Source organism: Kitasatospora sp. NPDC058965, from assembly GCF_042741245.1.
In the GTDB taxonomy this organism is placed as follows: domain Bacteria; phylum Actinomycetota; class Actinomycetes; order Streptomycetales; family Streptomycetaceae; genus Kitasatospora.
In genome coordinates, this window is the sequence record NZ_JBHYKG010000484.1 from 1 (window position 1) to 4,430 (window position 4,430).

General features: G+C 72.3%; 4 protein-coding genes. All 4 read right to left on the reverse strand.

What is annotated here, in order from left to right; genetic code table 11:
* Nucleotides 1-896: ATP-binding cassette domain-containing protein (locus tag ACFW1A_RS39000; protein WP_380418173.1), on the reverse strand; the 896-nt coding region annotated here is incomplete at its 3' end.
* Between the two features lie 134 nt (nt 897-1,030).
* Entirely contained in the window at nt 1,031-2,065 is a 1,035-nt protein-coding gene (locus ACFW1A_RS39005; protein WP_380418175.1) for a substrate-binding domain-containing protein, read from the reverse strand.
* 340 nt (nt 2,066-2,405) lie between these two features.
* Complete coding sequence (locus tag ACFW1A_RS39010) at nt 2,406-3,536, reverse strand: ROK family protein (protein WP_380418177.1); 1,131 nt, start codon at nt 3,534-3,536, stop codon at nt 2,406-2,408.
* Entirely contained in the window at nt 3,533-4,012 is a 480-nt protein-coding gene (locus tag ACFW1A_RS39015) for an ATP-binding protein (protein WP_380418179.1), read from the reverse strand. The genes ACFW1A_RS39010 and ACFW1A_RS39015 overlap by 4 nt, the downstream gene beginning before the upstream one ends.
* Nucleotides 4,013-4,430 lie beyond the last annotated feature (418 nt).

Below are 4,430 nucleotides of genomic sequence, written 5' to 3' on the forward strand. Positions count from 1 at the left end.
ACCTCACCGGCCCGCACCTGCAGCGTGATGTCGCTGACCTGGTCGGTGGTCAGGTGCTGCACGTCCAGCACCACCCGGTCGGTGGAGACGTTCTGCCGCACGAACATGTCCGACAGGTCGCGGCCCACCATCAGCCGCACCAGCTCGCCCTCACCGGCCGTGGCCGCGTCCAGCACCCCGGCCAGCGTGCCGTCGCGCAGCACCGCGATCCGGTCCGCCAGCTGGAAGATCTCCTTCATCCGGTGCGAGACGTAGATGACCGCCACGCCCTGCTCGCGCAGCCGGCGGATCAGCGCGAACAGCGCGTCCACCTCCTGCTCGGAGAGCGAGCTGGTCGGCTCGTCGAAGGCGATCACCTTGGCGTCGCCGGTGAGCGCGCGCAGGATCTCCACCAGCTGGCGCTGGGCCGGCGTCAGCTCCGAGCCCAACAGGTCCGGATCGAGCACCCGGGAGAAGCCCAGCCGGTCCAGGTCCGCCTCGATCCGACGGCGCAACTCGGCCCGGTCCAACCGGCGCCCCGCCCTGCGGGGCAGCGAGCCGGCGTACACGTTCTCCGCCACCGACACGTGCGGGATGATCTCCGGCTCCTGCGGAATGATCCGGATCCCGGCCCGGCGGGCTTCGGTCGGCGAGGACAGGTGCAGGGCCCGGCCGTCGAGGACGACGCTGCCGAGGGTCGGTTGGTGGTCGCCGGTGAGGATCTTCAGCAGGGTGGACTTGCCGGCGCCGTTCTCGCCCATCAGGGCGGTGACCTGGCCGGCCGGGAAGTCCAGGGTGACGTCGGACAGGGCCTGGACGGCGCCGAACCGCTTGGACAGGCCCCGCACTCCGGCCGTGTCGCGGGAGCGGTCACGGGGTGGGCGGGGATCCGGGGTGGTGCCGTGGGCCTGGCTCATGGTGGTCGCCTTCGAGCGGAGCGGGAGGAGTTGGTCGCCGCCCCCGGCCCCGGTGGGCATCGGGTCATCGGGGACGGGGGCGGCTGGTGGCCGGGCCCGCCGGGAAGGTCGGGCGCGGCCGGATCGGGGGGAGGTCAGCTGCAGCTGACGCCGGCGGACTGCCAGGAGGTCGGGTCCACCATGGTGGTGGGGGCGAAGGCCTCCTGCGGGAAGTCCTTTCCGTTCTTGAGCTTGTCGTACATGGTCTGGACGGCCAGGGCGCCGACGTCGCTGCCGTTGATGAACAGCGCGGCCTTCATGCCCGAGGGCTTCCCGGCGGACCAGTCCTTGCAGGCGAGGTAGGCGCCCAGGCCCACACCGTCGATGTCGGCCGGGCTGACGCCGGCGTTCTGCAGGGCCGTCACACCGCCCTGCACGTTCTCGTCGTTGCAGCCCCAGACCACCCAGTGCTTGACGCCCGGGTTGGCGGTGATGGTGGCCGCGACCTTGTCCTGCGCACCGGTGGGCGTGTTGTCGGTGGCCACGTCCAGGGTCTTCACCTGGCCGGCGGCCTCGAAGAACGCCTCGTCGGCGGCCTTGACCCGGTCGCCGCAGACCGTGACGTCCTGCTTCCAGGCGGAGATGATCCGGGTGTCGGCCGCGTTCCAGCCGGCCTTCTTGAACTCCTCGGCGGCGCGCTTGCCGACCTCGGTGCCCATCTGCTGGCCGGAGAAGCCGATCCGGGGCACCAGGTTCTGCTTGGCGCAGGCGGCCGGGTCGGTGCCGGTGGTGCAGATCTGGTCGTCCGAGGTCAGCAGCGGCACGCCCGCGTCCTTGGCGGTCTGCACGACCTGCGGACCCACCGCCGGGTCCGGCACCACGACGATCAGGCCGTTGCTCTTCTGCGCGATCGCGGACTGGACCTCGCTGATCGTCTTGTTGGCGTCGCTGCCGAGGTTGACCACCTTCAGGTCCACACCCAGCTGCTGGGCCTTGGCCTTGGCACCGGCGGCCTCGCCGATGAAGTACTCCTGGTCGCCCTGCTTCTGCAGGTACGTGAGGGAGATCTTGCCGCTGACCGGTGCGGCGTTCCCGCTGCTGTTGGCGGTCTCCTGACCGGTGGAACAGGCCGTCAGGCCGACGGCGGCGAGCAGGACGAGGGCAGCGGCTCGGCTGGTGGTGCGAAGCATGGTCGGCTCCTTCGAGCGTGCGCGGGCGGGCGCGGGGTGGGGGATGTCGGTGGCGTCGGATCCGACAGCCGGGCTCGGGGGCGAGGGTGGGGTCTCGCGGGACTGTGCGTGGGTGTCGACAGTCGAATGCCCCAAGAACAAACAAAGTCGAACGTGATGCGACACATGACACTCTCTCCGCGGTCCGGCGTCAAGCACGAACCGGAGTCGAGATCGCCTTGTGACCATCGGGGAGGGCGGCCGCCGGTCCGGCCCCTTCACCGGGCGGGCAGGCCGAACCAGCCCCTTGAACAGGCATGTTGTTGACTGCTCAAGCCGGCCGCGCCCGGGTACGGCGCCGTCACGGTGGTTCGACGGGAACCCGCGGCTGCGCGAGCGCCAGATCCAGACCGCCCAGGAGCGGGGCACGGTCCCCGAGCGTGGAGCGGACGACCGGTACTGCCGGTCGGAAGGGCACACTGCTCAGGGCCCGACGCAGCGGTGCCTCGAGGCGCTCGCCCTCGGAGGCGAGTGCGCCGCCGAGCACGATGACCGAGGGGTCGATGAGCGCTGCGGCTGCGGCGACCGCCTCGGCGAACCGGGCGAGCCGGCCGTCGTCCGGCAGGTCGTCGGGTGCACGCCCGGAGAGCTGTAACGGGGCCGCAGGCGTGAGGTACGCGTCGAGGCAGCCGCGTCGTCCGCACCGGCAGGTTCGGCCGTCGGGCCGGACCAGCAGGTGGCCGAGCCTCCCGGCGCGGCCCGAGTGCCCGCGCAGCAGGGTGCCGTCGATCGCCACGCCCAGTTCGGCCGCCCCGGCGTGAGTGATGTTGACGATGCTGTGCGCACCCGCGGCCCCGCCACGGGAGTACTCCGCCAGGGCGCCGAGCCGTGCCCCCCGCTCGACCGTGACGGGAATGCGCCACCTGGCGCCCACCGTACGGTGCGCGGCGCCCGCCCACAGGAGTTCCGAGGCTCCCGACTCCGCACCGTCGGACCCGGCCCGGGGCGGCATCGACAGCGCGACGGTCACGCCCACCAGGGTCTCCGGGTCCGTCCCGGCCTCGGCCAGGGCCCGTTCCGCGCACGCCGACAGCACGCGATCCGCGCCCTGCGGGTCGGCCTGGGCCGGCAGGGGCACCCGGCACTCCGCCAGGACACCGCCGGGCCGGCTGCCGACGGCCACCGCCAGGCGATCCGGACCGACGTCGACGGCCAGCGCGGTGCCGGCATCCCGGTTGAAGGAGACGAGCACGGGTCGGCGACCGGTGCCGCCGTGCCGGACGGCCTGCTGGGTGATCAGGCCTTCGTGCTCCAACTCGGCGAGGAGGCTGGAGACGGTGGTGGTCGACAGCGCCGTGCGCGAGGCGAGCTCCTGCCGGATCGCCGGCCCGTCGCAGCGCAGGGACCGCAGGACGCGCGCCCGGTGGGCGGCGCGCCGCCGCGCCTGGCCGTGGAGTGCGGGCCGGGCCCATTCGGCACCGGCCGCCGTCACCGGTCGCCGCCGTGGGCGACGGGATGCTCGGCCAGGCGCAGGTGTGCCTCGACGAGTGTCCCGGTGGTACCGGAACTGATCGTGCACCGTTCGGTGACGGCGCTGACCAGGGCCAGGCCGCGCCCGCACGGGGCCCGGTCGTCCGCGCTGCTCAGTCGGGGGCGTGGCCGTTCGCGCCAGCTTCCGTGATCACGCACGGCGATGAGCAGGCCCGCCGCCTCCAGGCCGACGAGCACCGCGACCGAGCGGCTGCCGCTGTGCAGGACCGCATTGGTCACGAGTTCACTGACGACCAGGCCCACGGTGTCGGCCGCGTCCGGCGGGACGCCGAACCTGCGGACGCAGAAGACGGCGAAATGTCGCAGCTGCGGAACGCTTTCGTGAACGGCATCCGCGGTGCAGACCGCTCGACGAGACGAGGGGGGCAGCAGGGGCATCCGCTGTCCGGCCGATTCGGGCACGCAGGTGGTGGTCATGTCGGTCTCCGGACGTCGTACTGCTGCAGCGCGGGCGAGAGGTTGCGAGCCGTGGAAATCGACCCCGACGGGGCCGGCGCCGCAAAGGTTCTTCGGCCGACTGGACGGAGCGAGGTCAGTCCCTCGGAATTCGGCTTTTGGCGGCGGACGGAAGCGGTGTGAGGAGGGAGCTCTCCGGTCCTGGCCGGATCGTCGCGTTGCCCGATGGTCGACAACTGGCTTTTTCTGAGCACTTCCCATGAAAAGTCCACCGCAGGGCGGTGAGCCACTGAAATCGGGACGGATTCCGGTCTCGTTCCCGCATCATGCGGGGGTACGGCTAGGTACCGGTCGGCCGGACATGGGTAGTGCGGACCCGGCGGGTAGGGGCGTTGCCCCGCGGACGTGTCGCCCCGGGCGGGGACAGCCCGGTTCCGGT

Bases quoted from the DNA above. Each gene is read 5' to 3' on its own strand.
- ACFW1A_RS39005 (WP_380418175.1), bottom strand. From the start codon at position 2,065: ATGCTTCGCACCACCAGCCGAGCCGCTGCCCTCGTCCTGCTCGCCGCC.
- ACFW1A_RS39015 (WP_380418179.1), bottom strand. From the start codon at position 4,012: ATGACCACCACCTGCGTGCCCGAATCGGCCGGACAGCGGATGCCCCTG.